Below are 17,316 nucleotides of genomic sequence, written 5' to 3' on the forward strand. Positions count from 1 at the left end.
AGCTACGGTGGGTATTCTTTATAGCTTGTTGTCGTTACTTGCCCGACTCCTGCTCACCTTCGATTGAAGCCTTAGCAGCTGCCTTCTCGGCCTCTGCTGCCTCGACCTTGGCTGCCGCGTTACGACCCAGCGGGGTCCACAGCGACAAGACCGTAGCGATCACGATGGTCGCCAGAATAACAATCAGCGAGATGCTGGTTGGAATTACTGGAGCCCAAGCGAAGCCTTCACCACCATTGATGAATGGCAGTTCGTTGGTGTGCAGTGCGTGGAGCACCAACTTGACGCCGATGAACGCCAAGATGAAGCTCAGTGCGTGCTTCAGGAAGACCAGACGGTTCATCAACCCACCGAGCAGGAAGTACAACTGACGCAGACCCATCAGCGCGAAGATGTTCGCGGTGAAGACGATAAACGCCGAGTTGGTCAGACCGAAGATCGCTGGAATCGAGTCCACTGCGAACAGCAGGTCGGTCATGCCGATGGTAATGAAGACCATCACCATAGGGGTGAACAGCTTCTTGCCGTCCACGACGGTACGCAGCTTGTTGCCGTCGTATTCCTTGGCAATTGGCAATTTGCTGGTGAGCTTCTTAACGATGCCGCTATCACTGTCTTCGTCTTCGTCGTCGTCGTCCTTCAGCTGGTGCCAAGCGGTCCAGAGCAAGAAAGCACCGAAGATGTAGAAGATCCAGGAGAAGTGTTCGATCATCGCGGCACCGGCAATAATGAAGATTGCGCGCAGCACCAACGCGATGATAATGCCGAACATCAGCACCTCTTGCTGGTACTTACGTGGCACAGCAAAGCGGGTCATGATGATAATAAAGACAAAGAGGTTGTCAATCGACAACGAGTATTCGGTAATCCAGCCGGCGTAGAATTCCTGACCAAGCTGTGAGCCTGCCTGCCACCAGACAATTCCACCGAAAATTATTGCAAGAGCGATGTAGAAGCCAACAAAAATTCCGGCTTCCTTCATCGATGGTTCGTGCGGTCGCTTGACCACATAGAGCAAATCAAGCAGCAAGACAACGCAGAGCGCCACCAAGGCAATGATTTCAAACTGGAGTGTTAACCCTGAAGCACCCATAGAAGAGTAGCCTTTCGTCGTAAGGTTAGGACAAAGATTCGCAAGTCTCTCCGCCGTCAAGAACTAGTTCTTGTTCGGCTGCTGCGCCCGGCGAAGCTTCGATGGTTCGCGTGTTGACGTTCACAGCATTTGGGATACTCCCCTACGTACGAGAGTTAAGTCTAGCGCACAAGCCTTATCCATGACGCGTGATACGTGCCATCACGCACTTCCAGCTCCTCTCTGTTAACCTGACAAAACGGTATAATCACTTATCAAACACGCTTTAACTAGCTAAGGTTAACATCGTGTTACGCGTGGCCAGCGTCTTTCATTTGACGCAATTCCTTCTTTAGCTCGCCCACCTCGTCGCGAATACGTGCCGCCAGTTCGAACTGCAGTTCCGCCGCGGCGGCATGCATCTGAGCGGTCATCTCTTCGATCTGACCCAACAGGTCCTCCGCCGGGGCGGCCGCCAAACCATCCTGACGAATCTTCGAGGACTTCGTGCGCTTCGCGTCCTTGGCCAGCCGGTTGTTGTTCAGCAACTCCTGAGTGTCTGCATCCTCACGGGCCAGCTGATCGGTGATATCGGCAATCTTCTTGCGCAACGGAGTCGGATCGATGCCGTGCGTCGTATTATGTGCCCGCTGGATCTCGCGTCGACGATTGGTCTCGTCAATGGCCTTGTCCATCGCATCGGTGATCTTGTCCGCATACATGATCACCTGGCCGGACACGTTACGCGCAGCACGGCCGATGGTCTGAATCAGCGAGGTCGCCGAACGCAAGAACCCCTGCTTGTCGGCATCCAGAATCGCGACCAAGGACACCTCAGGTAGATCCAGCCCCTCACGCAGCAGGTTAATTCCCACCAACACGTCGTAGGAGCCCATGCGCAATTCACGCAGCAACTCCACACGGCGGATCGTATCAACGTCTGAGTGCAGGTATTGCACACGAACCTGATGTTCGGTGAGGTAGTCAGTCAGGTCCTCGGCCATCCGTTTGGTCAGTGTGGTCACCAACACGCGCTCATTGAGTTCCACGCGCATGCGGATCTCATCGAGCAGGTCATCAATTTGACCCTTGGTTGGCTTCACGATGATTTCAGGGTCGATCAGGCCTGTTGGGCGAATAATCTGTTCCACAAAACCATCGGCCTTGCCCAGCTCATATTTGCCCGGGGTCGCCGAAAGATACACGGTCTGCCCGATGCGTTCCAAGAACTCGTCCCACTTCAAAGGTCGGTTATCCATAGCCGAAGGAAGTCGGAAGCCGTGCTCCACCAAGGTTCGCTTACGCGACATATCACCTTCATACATCGCACCAATCTGCGGCACGGTGACATGAGACTCATCGATGACCATCAAAAAATCATCGGGGAAATAATCTAGCAAACAGTGTGGTGCACTGCCCGATTCACGTCCATCAATATGCCGTGAATAGTTTTCGATGCCATTGCAGAAGCCCATCTGCTCCATCATTTCCAGGTCATAGGTGGTGCGCATGCGCAACCGCTGGGCTTCGACGAGCTTATTTTGCGATTCAAGTTCTTTAAGCCGAGCCGCCAGCTCATCTTCGATAGTTTTAATCGCCTTGTGCATGCGCTCGGCACCGGCAACATAGTGGCTAGCCGGGAAAATGTACATCTCGGTTTCTTCGCGGATCACTTCACCGGTCACCGGGTGCAGGGTGTAGATTGCTTCGACTTCGTCACCGAAAAACTCGATGCGTAGCGCCTGCTCCTCATACATCGGGATGATCTCCACCGTATCCCCACGCACCCGGAAGGTTCCTCGATGGAAGTCCATGTCGTTGCGCGTGTACTGCATGTTAACGAACTGGCGAAGCATCGCATCGCGGTTTAATTCTTCGCCTTTGCGCACCGTCACCATGCCGGCCACATATTCTTCCGGCGTACCCAAGCCGTAAATGCAGGAGACCGTTGCCACCACGATCACGTCTCTGCGGGTAAGCAACGCGTTAGTCGCCGAGTGGCGTAGCCGTTCTACCTCTTCGTTGACCGAGGAGTCTTTCTCGATGAAGGTATCGGTCTGTGCCACATACGCTTCGGGCTGGTAGTAGTCGTAATAAGACACGAAGTATTCGATCGCGTTATTTGGCATCAGCTCGCGGAATTCATTGGCTAGCTGTGCGGCGAGCGTCTTATTTTGCACCAGCACCAAGGTGGGGCGTTGTACCTGTTCGATCAGCCAGGCGGTGGTCGCGGACTTACCGGTACCGGTGGCACCGAGCAACACGATATCTTTTTCGCCGCCGTTGATCCGTTCGGTCAGCTCTTTAATCGCCGTGGGCTGGTCCCCCGCCGGAACATAATCGCTGATGACTTCGAAGGGAGCTACTACACGTTTAATCGGCTGGGCAAGACTCATGATTCCAGCATAACCAGCGCAACCGACACTCGCCTACGCCTGTGTGCACGCTGAACGTGAAATTACTTGCCGCCGAGGCGCATTCCGGTGCGAATCGCGTTGCGCGTAGCGGTCCGGCGGATCTGAGCGCCGAAGAAACCCACGGTAAGCACGGTGGCAGCGAGCAATCCGAGCAGGGCAATCCATCCGGAGATATAAACCACCGGTGAGTAAGGACCGGCCGAGGCAACAAATTCGGCGCGGCCGCCAAAGCCCAACCAGAGCACCAGTGCCACGGCAAAACTGGCGAGCATCGTCCACTTCGAAATTTTCTGCATCAGCGGTTTAGTTCCTTCTCAAATAGTTCGCTCACGTGCGCTTGGAGTTGTTCAAGTGTGCCATCATTTATCAGCAAATGATCGGCGATCGCCGCGCGATCCGCGTCACTGGCCTGCGCGGCCATCCGGGATTTGGCCTCGGCCACGCTCCACCCCCGGTCTTCAACCATCCGGCGAATCCGTGCTTCGGGTGGTGCCTGCACCACCAGAACCTGATCAAAACGATCCGCTTGCCCAGATTCGACGAGCAATGGGATGTCCTCGACCACCACCGCTTCGTTGGCGGCGGCCGCACGCAGACGGTTAGCCTCGGCGCGTACCAATGGGTGCACGATCGCGTTCAGCGTCAGTCGTTGCGCCTCGTCGCTGAAGACCAGCGCACCGAGGGCCGCCCGGTCCAGCGAACCGTCAGGGCTAAAAACTGCTTGGCCAAAGGCCTGCCGGATCTGGGCTAACCCGTCGGTTCCGGGCGCCACAACCTCACGGGCGAGCTTATCCGCGTCGATCACTACCGCGCCCAGTTTGGCTAATTGTGCTGCTACTGCCGATTTGCCGGAAGCCACGCCGCCGGTCAGTCCCACATGGATCATGTCTACCACCCTATAAACTAAGTACGATGAACACCAACGACTCGGCCGCGACTAGCTACACGACGCTTCGTGTCGACGCGGTGCATGAGATCGAAATTAAGCGTTCGCGATTCATCACCTACTTATACCGGGTGCAGACCGAGGCCGAGGCCCGCGCCCACATCGCGGCCTTACGCAAAACCCATTTTGATGCCCGCCACCACTGCAGCGCCTTCATTCTTGGTCCGGATCGAATGACTCAGCGCTCCAACGACGACGGCGAACCCTCGGGCACCGCCGGGCTGCCGATGCTTGAAGCGCTGGCAAAACGCGACACCGGCAGTGGGACGGATCTTTCCGATATCCTCGCGGTGACCGTACGATACTTTGGCGGCATCAAGCTCGGCGCCGGCGGACTGGTGCGCGCGTACTCGGATTCGGTCTCTCAGGCGTTAGCCCACGCGAGCCTTTGCACCGTACAGCGACTACGCATCTTTGAGCTGTCCGCCGATCATGGGTGGGCCGCACGCTGGGAAAATGAGCTGCGCTCCGCCGGCTATCAACTCGGCGACACCCATTGGGGCGACGCCCATGCGGTACTGAGCATCGGCATCAACGATGAACCGGCCGCCACCGAAGAACTACACACTTTTATCGCCACACTCACCTCCGGCGCCGGATTGCTCCGCGCCGGCCACACCACCTGGCTGGATTCATGACTCACGAACTGCTGAACACACTGCGCCGCTGGCCCGAGGTTGAGGGACAAAACCTCTTTGCCCACGACGCCGCGGACCGGCTTATGCTCGATACCGTCACGCACTGGCCACACACCGTGTCCATCATCGGCGATCACTACGGCGCGTTGACCCTGGGTGCCCTAGCGGCCGGTGCCACCGCGCTGCGGGTGCATACCGATTCGCTGACTTCCCGGCGCGCGATCACCGCCAATCTGCAAGCCCTCGCCCCGCACGCGGTCAACTTCGTGGAATTTTTTCCTCTCGATTCCGTGGCCCAAGATGCGTCGTTGGTGTTGCTACGCCTGCCGCGCGGTCTTGACGTGCTCGACGAGCAGGCCGCGGCCATCGCCGCCGCCTGCGACCCCACGGTCATCGTGCATGCCGGCGGGATGCTCAAGCATATGAACCGCGCGATGAATGAGACGCTCAGCAAATATTTTTCCACGCTCGATGTATCCCTAGCCCGGCAGAAGGCGCGCGTACTTTCCGCCAGTACCCCGCAGCCGGACGCGTCCACCCGCGACTACCCACGCAGCGCCACCCACACGGTTAATGGGACCGAATTCACGCTGCGTGCCGGGGCCGCCACCTTCGGGGCACAACGCTTGGATCCGGGCACCCGACTGTTGTTGGAAAACCTTCCAGATCTCAGCGGGCACGCCAGCTTGCTCGATCTTGCCTGCGGCAACGGTTCCATCGGTGTTTATGCGGCGCTCACCCACCCACGGTTGCTCATCGACGCCTCGGATCATTCGGCCTCCGCGGTCACCTCCACCGGCTTATCCGCGCACGCCAACGGACTATCCGAGCGGATCACCGCGGTGCAAGACGACGGACTGAGCCGCCATGCACCGGCCAGCGCCACATTAATCACGTTGAACCCGCCGTTTCACATCGGCAACACCGTGCACGCGGGGATCGCGTTAAAGTTGTTCGATGAGGCCGCCCGCGTCCTTGCCGACGGCGGCGAGCTACTGTGCGTGTTCAACTCACACCTGCGCTACCGCAGCGAGCTGACCCGTCGCATCGGCCCCACCACACAGCTGGCGCGCAATGCAACCTTCACCGTGACCCGTTCTATCCGCCGCCGTTAGTCTTTTCCACATCCGGCAGCGCAGCTAAATCCCAGGCTCGGCGCTGCGCGCACACTAGCTTTATGACAACGCGGATCATGCAGCTGCTCACCGAGCTGCACACAACCTTGGCCGACTTGGAGGCGCTTTCCACCTCCGAGCTGCTCGCCCTGTCCGCGTTTGCCCCGGAACTTCAATCCGCCATTCGCACCAAGCTAACTTCCTTGGCCGAGCCCCGGGCCGCACTGCTACTGGCCTCCGACACCGAGGCGCTAGCTCATGAGACCGTGCGCACCCAAATTCACTGCGCCCACCTGATCGAGGCCACCGGCGCCCACCAACTAGAAATCACCGAGCTTGACGCCTTGCGTGCCAACGCCTGTGATCTAGCAGCGCCGCCGGTTCTCACCGCTTCCCGCCCCAGCTTTAAGGGCGCGCCCGAGGTGCTCGCCGCTTGGCTGAACCTAGACTTTTTTGAAGCCCGACGCAGGGTGAACGACTCCCACCTGATGATTTGCCAGTTCGATGCCCAAGGTAACCGCTGCCCCGCACAATTCACGGCACTTGCCCAGCGGTTTAATACCGTTGGCCCGGACCCGCGCGAGTCGCTGAGCGCAGCTCGCCGCTTAGAAAAGTTCGAACCGACTACCGGTGAATTTGATTCCCCCGTCACCGCCAGCGCCCAGAATGCCGCCGGCCAACTGCTCGAAGACGCAGCGCTTGAGGTACTGACCGAGCCAGAACCTAAAACTCGCACCAAAAAACTGAACCGGCTGATCAAATCCGCCAAGGAACAACACGCATTAGCGGACCCACAAGCCGAAGCCGGGGTCTATCGCAAAGGCGAAAGAGACGGTCTGATCATCTATGAGGTGCGCCTGACCCCGCTGGACGCCGACGGCTTCGAGTCGCTGCTCACTCAGGCCAATAACCCACGCACCGCAGCCGGTGCGGCCAGCCGGCAGGTGGCCGCCGAGCATTCCCCAGGCAGCACCGCCGAACATCCTGATTTTGTAACCGAGGCCGAAGCTGCCAGTGCCACGTGGAACCCGCTCACCGAGGCAAGCGTTGCCAGGCGACGATTGCAGGCCTTGTTGATGCTGCTGAAGGTCAACGGCAAAAAGCTGAACCAGTTGCTCAGCAAAATTCACGAAACTCCAGCCGCAACGCAGCTTACGGAACCGGAAGAAGCAGAAATCCCGGTAGTCCAGCCCACCATCATGGTTCACCTTTCCTTAGCCGAACTCACCGGCCTGGCCACAACCTACGGGGTAACCGAACATGGCTTCACGCTGCGCCCCGCCCAACTACGCCAGGCTCTGGCCAGAGCAAAAATCATTCCGCTGGTACTCGGTGGCCGCGGTGAAATTTTGGATATCGGCCGCCAACAACGAAATTTCCCGGCGTATATGCGCCGGGCGATCAAGGCCAGAGACCGCGGCTGCATTGTGCCCGGGTGCACCGTTGCGCCCGAACACTGCGAACTACACCATATTTGGTGGTGGTCACTTGGTGGGCCGACCGCCGTGCATCTTGGCTGCTGCCTGTGCACCGCGCATCATCACGACGTGCATGCGGGAATCCTTAAGGTCATCTCCAATGGCGGCCTACCCCAGGTGATCCTGCCCAAATTTATGGATCCCACCCAAAGACCACGTCGCAACACGATCAGTGACCGCCCCGAGGTTTAGCGCACCGGGTGGTCAACAAGAAATGGTCGTCGACCCGCCACGCGCACCGCATAGCCAGTCAGTCCCAGCGTGCCCAGTGGAATCTGATCCAACACCCGCATCGTCGCGGGGTTAAACTCTTCTACCACCAGCGGGGTATCAGCACAGTTTCGCCACGACAGTCTGCGCTTGGCCCGGCAGAGCGGTTCGGTGGCCCGTTTCGGGAGGTAGTTTGCTGGTGCAACGCTGCCCTGCCCGAACACCGTGTCTACCTGCAAACGCACCGGCTTGGAGTCCCACCCGCTGAACCCGGCGATCACCAGTCGAGCTGATTTGCGCAGCAACCGGTCATTGGCATGTTCGCCGTACACCCAAGGCTGATCGGCAATCCGGGTAAATTCAGCCTCGCTCAACGCGTTGACCGCACCAACCCCGTGCACCGAACAGCGATCCAAACATTCAACAAACTGCTCATATTCGCTGCTCTTGGAATCTTCATTTGGGTCGGTACATTCACATCGCGCACCGTTTTCCGGTTCGCGTGCCACCGAGGCGCCGATCGCCACAAAACTTAGCGGACCAAAATCGCTGGTCAACGGGACTTCTAGAGCAATATGCCCCACGATGCCTTGTTCGACCCAACGCACCAATAACACGATCAAGCACAGTCCCAGCGCGACGCTTCCGATCAAGAACCCGTCGATGCGCTCCCGATCCAGGCCAGAAAATACCTGCTCGTCGTCGGTGAGGAACTGCCAGGTGAGCTTCAGTAGCGGGTAGAGGATCGAGCCTAAAGCCAGATACCAGAGCGTGGTCGGCAGCTGCCGGTAGATGCGCAATTGTCGTAATTGTTCGCTCGGGATGAGCACCGTGGAGGTTGCATGAGCTCGCCATCGACGCAGTCTGAGGATCAGTCGCCACTGGTTGATCATTCCGCTGAGGGCCAGGAGCGCAAACCAGCTTGCACATGCCAACACCACCAGTTGCGCGGTTCCCGTTGGTTGCAAGATGACGTAGAGCATGGCGGTCGCGGCTAAAGCCAACCACGGGGCGATCCGCGCGGCGGCCCACATGATCGCGATGCAGGCTGCAATGACCGAGAAAGTCAGCAGTTTTCCGACTTCCATCTCTGGTCGTTGCGGGAAAGCGAAGCGGAACAGGTAGATGTTCAAAGCTATTAGCGGAACCCAACTGGCAAGGATCACCAGCATATTGGGCAGCGCACCAGGGACCTCGCGCCACTCATCGATGCCGACCGAGTAAAAAGGTACCATTTTCCCTTCACCGATACGATCACCAATCAACGCGTCGCCGCTCTTTGCCTGCTTCATGCTTATCCCTCACCGGCCCCGACTTGGTGACCTACAGGATTTAGTCTATAACTGTTACATTCTGCGGGCACTGCACCTTTGGGTCGATCTGCAGGCTTCACACTCAGCACGAAGGATGACTAAGAACCACCACCCCTGCGGTTAAGCACCTGATGACGCAGAAAAGGTCCAACCCGCAATGGGTTGGACCTTTTCATTCAGCGTTTACTTAGCTCTTCGCCAAGCTCACTAGCACCAATCGAAATTAGTTGCCGGTCAGCTTTTCGCGCAGTGCAGCCAGTGCTTCGTCCGAAGCCAGGGTGCCTGCGTCGGTGGCTGGCGCCTCCGAGGAGTACGATGCTGGAGCAGCAGCTGACGAACCGCCGGTAGCGGCTGGTTCTGCTTCTGCTTCTGCGTCGGCAGCGATTGCAGCAACAACCTGCTTCTTGTGAGCTTCCCAACGCTCCTGAGCGGAAGCGTACTGTGCTTCCCAAGCCGAACGCTGGGTGTCGAAGCCTTCGAGCCATTCGTTGGTCTCTGGGTCGAAGCCCTCTGGGTACTTGTAGTTACCCTCTTCGTCGTACTCTGCGGCCATGCCGTAGAGAGCTGGATCGAATTCGGTACCCTCTGGGTCCACGCCTTCGTTAGCCTGCTTGAGCGACAGCGAGATGCGGCGGCGTTCCAGGTCGATGTCGATGACCTTGACGAACAGCTCGTCGCCCACGGAGACAACCTGCTCGGCCAACTCAACGTGGCGCACTGCAAGCTCGGAGATGTGAACAAGGCCTTCGATGCCGTCTTCGACGCGAACGAACGCACCGAAAGGAACCAACTTGGTGACCTTACCTGGTACAACCTGGCCCAGCGCGTGAGTGCGGGCGAAGGTCTGCCAAGGATCTTCCTGGGTAGCCTTCAACGACAGCGAAACGCGCTCGCGGTCCAGATCGACTTCGAGAACCTCGACGGTTACTTCCTGGCCAACTTCGACAACCTCTGATGGGTGGTCGATGTGCTTCCAGGACAGCTCGGAAACATGGACGAGACCGTCTACGCCGCCAAGGTCCACGAATGCACCGAAGTTGACGATGGAGGAAACGACGCCCGGACGAACCTGGCCCTTTTCCAGCTTGTTGAGGAAGGTCGAGCGAACCTCAGACTGGGTCTGCTCAAGCCATGCACGGCGGGAAAGCACAACGTTGTTGCGGTTCTTGTCCAGCTCGATGATCTTGGCTTCGATTTCCTGACCGATGTACGGTGCCAGGTCGCGCACACGGCGCATCTCGACGAGCGATGCTGGCAAGAAGCCACGCAGGCCGATGTCCAGGATGAGGCCACCCTTGACAACCTCGATGACGGTACCGGTAACGACACCGTCTTCTTCCTTGATCTTCTCGATGTCGCCCCAGGCACGCTCGTACTGAGCGCGCTTCTTGGACAAGATCAGACGGCCTTCCTTATCTTCCTTGGTCAGAACCAAGGCCTCGACGTTGTCACCAACAGCGACAACGTCGCCTGGGTCAACATCGTGCTTGATGGAAAGCTCGCGGGAAGGAATGACACCTTCGGTCTTGTAACCGATGTCGAGCAGAACTTCGTCGTGGTCAACCTTAACAACGACGCCTTCGACGAGGTCACCATCATTGAAGTACTTGATGGTGGCGTCGACTGCGGCCAAGAAGTCCTCAGCAGATCCAATGTCGTTAATCGCAACGACTGGTGCGCTGTTGTTCTCGTTCGAGGTGATGGTCATGTAGTAGGGACTCCGTTGTGGATAGATTTGATCAGTCGAGACCCCGGAAGTCCCGGAGTTTCGAGTGGGTAAAGTTTACCTGCGGACATGACAAAGCCATGACACGCCTTCCTCAGTCTACGCGCCGAGCTAAGTGCGGGTCAAAGCGTAAACGTCTAAGATCGACAGCCTCACTTTGTGAGGTTCGTTACGTTTTGGCTTTTCTGGCGTCCGATGCTCAGGCCTCCGCGCACTCACCAGGGCCGCGGCCGACTCAGGCAGAGGTGAGCCGGACAACTTTTATCCCGGTGTCCGCCAGCTTCTTCAGCCCACGATCCACTCCTTGGGCGGTACCCGACTTTGGCTGATTAAAGTGCCCGATCCCCACGTCGCCGGCCTTCATCGCGCTCACCTGCGTGGCGACACTTGCTGCCGGGAACGTCGCCCCGGCATCCATATTCACGGTGAAGTTCATCGGCACCAACCCGAGTTTTCGGCAGAGGGCAACACCCACCTGATCCATATGTGCCGTCCCCGAACGGAAGAAGCGCGCCTCCACGCCAAATTCCTGCGCCAAGTACCGCTGATTGAGCACAATTTCGTCATAGGCCGCCGCCACGGACCCGGTGCCTGGTATTCCGTATGCCTGCTGCCCGGCAACACTGAGCGGGGCATGTTTGGTGCCGTGATTTGCGATCTCAAATAAGGGATCCGCGATCAGTTCGGTGAGCAGTTGCCGGTTGCTCCGTGCCCACCGTTGATTGACGAACAACGTGGCCGGGGTTTTGTGTGTGCGCAATACTTCGATCAGCTGGTGATCCATTTTGCTGCCATGGGCTCCCCCGCAGGCATCAAAGGTGAGCGCCACGCCCCGCGCCCCGGAGGGTAGCGCGAGCTGAATACCCGGCACCTCCAGTCCGAATTGCCCTGGTGCACGCCGAGCAAACTTGGCGGTCGCTTCCTTTTTGCTCAAACTAGGGCTAAACAACGGTTCAGCGCTCGGGCTGGCCTTCGCCGGACCGTAAGCCGGCGCAGACCCACTGGCTGTCGCAGGTGCAGATGCCTGCCCGGTAGCTGAAGTTGCTGAGCTTTCGGGCAGCTCGGTGCATCCGCTCAGCGCCGCCAAACCCAGCAGTCCCACCGCACCGGCGACGCCGTCCAAAGCGAAGCGTAACAACCGGCGACGTGTCAGCCCAGCGTTCACTACTCGTGTATTTGACTGCATAGGGGTTAAAAATCCACCTGACAATAGGGTGCTTGCCGGCCGGCAAAGAGCCGATCAAGCACGGTGAGAAGCTGCGGTGTAGCGGTGTCTAGCAATCCGGCTTCGGCCAACTGCGTGGCACTGCGAGTGCCCAAATAGAGGCTGGCCAGTTCGCGACAGTCAAGCCAGGCCTCGGGGTCTTGACCCTCGACACGCTGCACCGACATCCTCCCGTCGACAACCTGCAGCTGCCACGTACCAGCGGTATAACCCAGCTCGTCGCTCACCGCGATCACCAGCTGCGCGTCACCGTGATAATTGCGCGCCGAAAACGCGGCCGGCAGATCCAAAATACGCAACCACAGATGATCATCACGGCCAAGCACCCGGTAGGAACGCGGGTTTTCAAGCGCGATCGGCAGCACATCATCAACCGGAGCCGAGCCGGTCACGCGTTTAATCAGATCGTGCGCGCCCAAATAGTCCAGCAGTTCTAGTCGCGCGGCACCATTAGTCGTGCACAAGGTTTTCACCGACATCGTGGCCGTTTCCTTGGCCCACCCCTCAAAGGTGTAGGTCAGATACCCGTCGGCGGTTCCCTGGGCATCATAATGCACCGCGGCGCGCAGGTTTTTGACCGGTTTGAGGTTGCCGTGGTTTTCCCACGCTCCGGTATCGCGCCCGATGTCGAAGGCCCGGTGGCTGACCGCTCCAACTGTGACCTGCTGGTGCTCGTGGCGCAGCGCCAGCATCTGCTCTTTGATGCTCGCCGGATCCACGGCCACCACGCTTCCGGTGTGTGGCCGGCGTAGCCGTGCCCCATGTTCAACATTCAGTTCAAAACGGCACTGCTCGGCAGCCAGCCCAAACCCAAAACGCCCGTAAATGGTGGCTTCGGTGGCGGTGAGCACGGCCACCGGCACCCCTGCACCAGCGGCCTGCTGCAGGTGGGTGGTGATCATCGAGCGCAATATTCCGCGCCGGCGATGTGTCGGGCTCACGGTCACCGCGGTGATCTGATGCACCGTCAGGCAGTTCTGCCCACCCACATTGAGCGTGCCGGGATAATACTGGTACGTGCCCACCGGGTCGCTGACATGCAAGCTTGGCGCGAGCGCCGACCGATCGTAGGCCCCGATGTACTGCACACCGTCCTGGAGATCCATCTCGGCCAGAATCTTATCGCTGTCCGCATCGGTGCCAGGGTCATGAAAACCTCGCCCGACGGCACGCGAGAAGGACACCCAACGCTGCTCAGGTTCCTTCGCTGCTTGTTCGGCAGCAAAAAATTCAAGGTTAATGCCCTGGGGTGTCGCAGAACTCATGGTTTGTACCTTTCGCTGGCCAGCATGTGGGCAACCCTCACTGCTATGAGTTCAAAGCCGCCAGTGCGCACCTAATAACAGGGGCACCCCGGCGGCTCCGAATATGTTAAACGGGCTTTAGTGCTCCGCCTCGTGCCAGGACTTGCCGATGCCCGGCTGGACATCCAACGGCACCAGTAGGTCCGCAGCCTGGCTCATTTCGTGCGTGACCAACTCCTGGACCGCGTCCAGCTCGCCGGCGGAAATTTCGAGCACCAACTCATCGTGCACCTGCAAGAGCATCCGCGACTTGTATGATCCTTCGCGCAACCGCTGCGAAATCTTCAGCATCGCCACCTTCAGCAGATCCGCCGCCGAACCCTGAATCGGTGCGTTTAACGCCGCACGTTCGGCAATATCACGCAACCGCCGATCCGAGCTGTTCAGTTCCGGCAGGTACCGGCGTCGACCGAAGATGGTTTCCGTGTACCCGTCCTTGCGTGCCTGATCGACCACCGCACGCAGGTAAGTACGCACCGCACCAAAGCGTGCAAAGTAGTCCTTCATCAACGTGCGCGCCTCATCCACGGAAATCTTCAGCTGCTTGGACAACCCAAAGGAGCTCAGCCCGTAAGCCAGCCCATAGCTCATCGCCTTGACCTTGGAACGCATCTCGGAGCTCACCTCCGCCGGGCTCACCCCAAAGACGTGCGAACCGACATAGCGGTGCAGGTCCTCGCCGCTTTCATAGGCTTCGATCAGTCCCTCGTCCCCGGAAAGGTGCGCCATAATACGCATCTCGATCTGCGAGTAGTCCACGGTCAGCAGGGTTTCGTAGCCTTCGCCGACGATGAATACGTCGCGAATTCGCCGGCCCTCTTCGGAGCGAATTGGAATGTTCTGCAGGTTCGGGTTCAGGCTGGACAGCCGTCCGGTGGCCGCCACGGTCTGCGCGTAGGTGGTGTGAATCCGCCCATCGTCGCCGATAGATTTCAGCAACCCCTCCACGGTCTGACGTAGCTTAATCGCCTCGCGGTACGCCATCAGCGCGACCAAGAATGGGTGCTGGGTTTTCACCAACAAATCCTGCAAGGATTCCGCATCGGTAGTGAAACCGGTTTTGATTTTTTTCGTTTTCGGCAGATCCAGCTCTTCAAACAAGACCACCTGCAGCTGCTTCGGGCTGGAAAGATTCACCTCGTGGCCGATCGACTCGTAAGCTTCCTTCGTGGCCTGTTCCACCTGACCGGTGAAGTGCGCGTTGAGCTCGTCTAAACGTTCACGGCTCACCGCAATACCCGCACGTTCCATGTCAAAGAGCACATCGATCAGCGGCAGTTCCATCTCGGCGGCAAGCTGCGCGGCATGCTTCTCGGCAACCTTAATCGCCAAGAACGCGGAGAGGTCAAAGATCGCCTGCGCCTGCGCGAGCGTCGGTTCGGCCAGATCCGCGGTCAACCCCAGATCCAGCTCCCCCTTCTTCGCCGGCTTCAGCACCGGCACCGTGTACTTCAGGTGGTACTGCACCAGATCAACCAGCTCGTGGCTGCGACGATCAGGCTGAATCAGATACGCACTAATCAGCGTGTCATCGCCGAGTCCGGCAACGTTAAAACCACGTTCGATCAACCGGTGCTTGGCAAGCTTGGCATCGTGGAAGATCTTCGGACCCTGCGCATCGGCCAAGAAATCGGCCAGCACCTTCTCGCTGTCCTCATCCAGTCCGGCCAGTTCAAGCCAGATCGCCTTCCCTTCGCGGAACAGCGCCACACCCACGGCTTCTGCGCCGGTCACCGCCAGCTGCACCGCAATCGGCGCGCCCTGACCGGCAGCGATAAAGTCACCCAAAGCGCCCGCGTCTTTCGCTTCCAGACGTTCAAAAACTGCCGCTTCGGGCTGCTCTTCATCCTCTTCTGCAGCAAACAGGTCAAAGAGGCGCTTACGCAAGGTGTTAAATTCCAGCGCGTCAAAGAGGTTTTCGATCTCTTCGCGGTTTGGTGCCACCAGCTCGGTTTCCTCCAAGCTCACCGGTAGCTCTAAATCGTGGCGCAACTGGTTTAACCGACGGTTACGCGTCACGTTATCCACGTGGGCGCGCAGAGATTCGCCGACCTTACCCTTGATGGATTCCGCGTTCTCCAGAATTCCGTCCAGATCCCCGTAGAGGTTTAACCACTTCGCAGCGGTTTTAGGTCCTACCCCGGGCACCCCTGGCAAGTTATCGGCGGTTTCGCCTACCAATGCGGCCAGGTCCGAGTATCGCTCGGGGCGTACAAAGTATTTGGTTTCCACCGCTTCGGCGTCCATCGGCGGAATATCGCTAATACCCTTCTTCGGGTAGAGCACTAAGGTCCTGTCGGTGATCAGCTGGAAGGCGTCACGGTCCCCGGAAACCACCAGTACCTCGAAGCCGGCTTCTTCACCCCGGGTGGCCATGGTGGCCAGAATATCGTCGGCCTCAAAACTTTCCAGCGTGATGTTTGGAATGTTCATCGCCTTCATCACCTGCGCGATGAGGTCGATCTGGCCGTAGAACTCCTCGGGTGTTTTATTGCGCCCGCCCTTGTACTCGGTGTACTCCAAGGAACGGAAGGTGGGGGTATCAAGGTCGAAGGCCACCGCAACGTGCGTGGGCTTCTGTTGGCGGATCATCGTCAACAACATGGAGACGAATCCGTGGACGGCATTTGTATGCTGGCCGGTGCTTGTCGCAAAGTTTTCGGCTGGCAGCGCATAGAACGCGCGGAAGGCCATCGAATGCCCATCGATGATCAGCAGTTTCTTATCCGACGCAGAAGTCGTTTTGGTAGTTTCGCTCACGCCTTTTAGCCTAGTTGTCATGAGCGACAATTACACTTCTCACGCCGAGCAATCTTCAGCACATCCATTTGCGGCCCAACTAACCAAGCACGGTGTGCCCGCAACGATGTGGCCTGCGTTGCACGGACACGGAGTCGGCACGCTGGTAGAAAAGCTGGATATTCACTTCACCGAATTCAGCGTCGAGCGTGTTTCGGCCACCATGCCGGTGGCTGGCAACACGCAGGTTGTGGGAATTTTGCACGGCGGCGCCTCGGCCGCTTTGGCCGAGACCTTAGGCTCGATGGCCGCCGCGTTGCATGGCGCGGGCAAGGCCAACCCGGTCGGTGTTGATCTGAACATCACCCACCATAAGGCCGGACGAGCGGGGCTGGTCACCGGTGTGTGCACGCCGATACATTTGGGCCGGCGCATCACCACCCATGAAATCATCATCAGCAACGACGAGGGCCACCGGGTGGCCACCGCACGAATCACCAACATGCTCCTGCCCATCGAGAGCTGACTGGTACTTAGGAAATCGCGTAGCTGGAGGCGAAGATGTCGTCTCCGAGCTCGCGAATTTTCAGTTCCGACAGTTGCGCCTTAGCGTTGCGCCCAAAGATGTTCACTCCGCTACCCAGGAACACTGGCACGGTGATGACCGTCAGTTCATCAAGTATCCCGGCCTGAATGAAACCACCGGCCAGATCCGCTCCACCGACCAGCCAGACATCTCCCGCCCCGGCACTTTTGGCGATATCCCGGCTCCAGAAACTAATCTCACCGCGGATAAATGTGAGGTCGGTATCGGGCAGCGTAGGCAGTTCGTGATGCGTGAAAATCCACACCGGCTTGGTGCCAAAAGGCCACTGCAGGTGCCCTTCGCTGACATCTCGGACGATGGTTTCGTAGGTTTTCCCGCCGATCACCACCGCGCCGATGCCGTCAAAAAATTCTTGCAGGTCGCCGTGGAAGCCAGCGAGTTCGCGAAATGGGCGGAGCCAGTGCGTATCGCCCGCCTCATCGGCCACAAAACCGTCGATGGAGGCACCCACGTAGTACTTGAAGCTAGTCATAGCTCCAGTCTAGGGGTGCCTCCATCGAAGGCAATATTTAGTTGTTACGCACTA

Annotated in this window: 14 protein-coding genes; 4 read left to right on the top strand and 10 right to left on the bottom strand. The window is 58.6% G+C overall.

The window, feature by feature from the left end; genetic code table 11:
- Positions 1-34: 34 nt before the first annotated feature.
- The 4 genes from CIK74_RS00705 to coaE form a co-directional block, all read right to left on the bottom strand.
- Entirely contained in the window at positions 35-1,093 is a 1,059-nt protein-coding gene (locus CIK74_RS00705; RefSeq protein ID WP_096253793.1) for a TerC/Alx family metal homeostasis membrane protein, read from the bottom strand.
- A gap of 290 nt (positions 1,094-1,383) precedes the next feature.
- Complete coding sequence (uvrB, locus tag CIK74_RS00710; RefSeq protein ID WP_096253794.1) at positions 1,384-3,468, bottom strand: excinuclease ABC subunit UvrB; 2,085 nt, start codon at positions 3,466-3,468, stop codon at positions 1,384-1,386.
- 62 nt (positions 3,469-3,530) lie between these two features.
- Complete coding sequence (locus CIK74_RS00715) at positions 3,531-3,785, bottom strand: hypothetical protein (protein ID WP_096253795.1); 255 nt, start codon at positions 3,783-3,785, stop codon at positions 3,531-3,533.
- Positions 3,785-4,375, bottom strand: a complete 591-nt coding sequence (gene coaE, locus CIK74_RS00720; protein WP_096253796.1) for a dephospho-CoA kinase — start codon at positions 4,373-4,375, stop codon at positions 3,785-3,787. The genes CIK74_RS00715 and coaE overlap by 1 nt, the downstream gene beginning before the upstream one ends.
- Positions 4,376-4,401: 26 nt before the next feature.
- On the opposite strand from coaE, the gene CIK74_RS00725 reads away from it, so the two are divergent.
- The 3 genes from CIK74_RS00725 to CIK74_RS00735 all read left to right on the top strand — a co-directional run bounded on the left by CIK74_RS00725 (position 4,402) and on the right by CIK74_RS00735 (position 7,858).
- A complete protein-coding gene (locus tag CIK74_RS00725) occupies positions 4,402-5,073 on the top strand; it encodes a YigZ family protein (protein ID WP_096253797.1) in 672 nt (223 codons plus the stop codon).
- Positions 5,070-6,188, top strand: coding sequence for a methyltransferase (locus tag CIK74_RS00730; RefSeq protein WP_096253798.1), 1,119 nt, complete (start codon positions 5,070-5,072; stop codon positions 6,186-6,188). Before CIK74_RS00725 ends, CIK74_RS00730 begins: the two co-directional genes overlap by 4 nt.
- A gap of 77 nt (positions 6,189-6,265) precedes the next feature.
- Positions 6,266-7,858 carry an HNH endonuclease signature motif containing protein gene (locus CIK74_RS00735; protein ID WP_096253799.1) on the top strand — a complete coding sequence of 531 codons (1,593 nt, stop codon included), beginning with the start codon at positions 6,266-6,268 and terminating at the stop codon, positions 7,856-7,858.
- Here the strand turns inward: CIK74_RS00735 and CIK74_RS00740 are convergent.
- From CIK74_RS00740 to polA, 5 genes are all read right to left on the bottom strand, one after another.
- Positions 7,855-9,168 (bottom strand): hypothetical protein, encoded by a 1,314-nt coding sequence (locus tag CIK74_RS00740; protein WP_096253800.1) that lies wholly within the window; start codon positions 9,166-9,168, stop codon positions 7,855-7,857. The genes CIK74_RS00735 and CIK74_RS00740 overlap by 4 nt on opposite strands.
- Before the next feature lie 244 nt (positions 9,169-9,412).
- The gene (gene rpsA / locus CIK74_RS00745) at positions 9,413-10,897 is read right to left on the bottom strand and encodes a 30S ribosomal protein S1 (protein ID WP_096253801.1); all 1,485 of its coding nucleotides are present in this window, start codon (positions 10,895-10,897) and stop codon (positions 9,413-9,415) included.
- Between the two features lie 253 nt (positions 10,898-11,150).
- Positions 11,151-12,101, bottom strand: coding sequence for a polysaccharide deacetylase family protein (locus tag CIK74_RS00750; protein WP_096253802.1), 951 nt, complete (start codon positions 12,099-12,101; stop codon positions 11,151-11,153).
- A gap of 5 nt (positions 12,102-12,106) precedes the next feature.
- Positions 12,107-13,405: a GNAT family N-acetyltransferase gene (locus tag CIK74_RS00755; protein ID WP_096253803.1), complete on the bottom strand. Its 1,299-nt coding sequence runs from the start codon at positions 13,403-13,405 to the stop codon at positions 12,107-12,109.
- 117 nt (positions 13,406-13,522) lie between these two features.
- Complete coding sequence (polA, locus tag CIK74_RS00760) at positions 13,523-16,225, bottom strand: DNA polymerase I (RefSeq protein WP_096253804.1); 2,703 nt, start codon at positions 16,223-16,225, stop codon at positions 13,523-13,525.
- Between polA and CIK74_RS00765 the strand changes: the two genes are divergently transcribed.
- Positions 16,224-16,709, top strand: coding sequence for a hotdog fold thioesterase (locus CIK74_RS00765; protein WP_096253805.1), 486 nt, complete (start codon positions 16,224-16,226; stop codon positions 16,707-16,709). The genes polA and CIK74_RS00765 overlap by 2 nt on opposite strands.
- A 7-nt stretch (positions 16,710-16,716) precedes the next feature.
- On the opposite strand, the gene CIK74_RS00770 is transcribed toward CIK74_RS00765, so the two are convergent.
- A complete protein-coding gene (locus tag CIK74_RS00770; protein WP_096253806.1) occupies positions 16,717-17,262 on the bottom strand; it encodes a dihydrofolate reductase family protein in 546 nt (181 codons plus the stop codon).
- Positions 17,263-17,316 lie beyond the last annotated feature (54 nt).

It is taken from the genome of Glutamicibacter sp. BW77 (assembly GCF_002332285.1).
Classification (GTDB): domain Bacteria; phylum Actinomycetota; class Actinomycetes; order Actinomycetales; family Micrococcaceae; genus Glutamicibacter; species Glutamicibacter bergerei.